This is a genomic window from Haloferax marisrubri, from assembly GCF_001469875.2.
Taxonomy (GTDB): domain Archaea; phylum Halobacteriota; class Halobacteria; order Halobacteriales; family Haloferacaceae; genus Haloferax; species Haloferax marisrubri.
The window spans coordinates 1-317 of record NZ_LOPW02000019.1 but is presented as its reverse complement, the minus strand read 5'-3'; the positions used below and the strand labels follow the sequence as shown (position 1 = coordinate 317).

Here is a 317-nt window from a genome sequence, read left to right as displayed (position 1 = left end):
GGCAGCGACGTCTTCGGGTTGGATGACCTCTTTGCGGCCGCCCTCGAGATGCAGCGGGAGCGAACTGTGCCGCCGGTTTCGGCGGACAATCGGAGCGTCGAGGAGTCGCTCACGCGGCACTTCGCGAAGGACGACCACCAGTTCCAAGTGTCGATGGACGCCGTCGGGAACCGCCTCGATAAACTCAGAGAAGACGCCCACCTGCGACGGATCTTCAGCCACGTTCCGGAACAGGACGAGACGGGAGAGTACGTTGACAACCGATTCGACTTCCGTGAATTCCTCGACGAAGACGTCACGATCCTGTTCGACTTAGG

General features: G+C 60.9%; 1 protein-coding gene. It reads left to right on the top strand.

Annotated elements, in window-relative coordinates:
• Window positions 1–317, top strand: a 317-nt coding sequence (locus AUR65_RS17515; RefSeq protein ID WP_146047445.1) for a hypothetical protein, incomplete at both ends; no start/stop codon positions are given.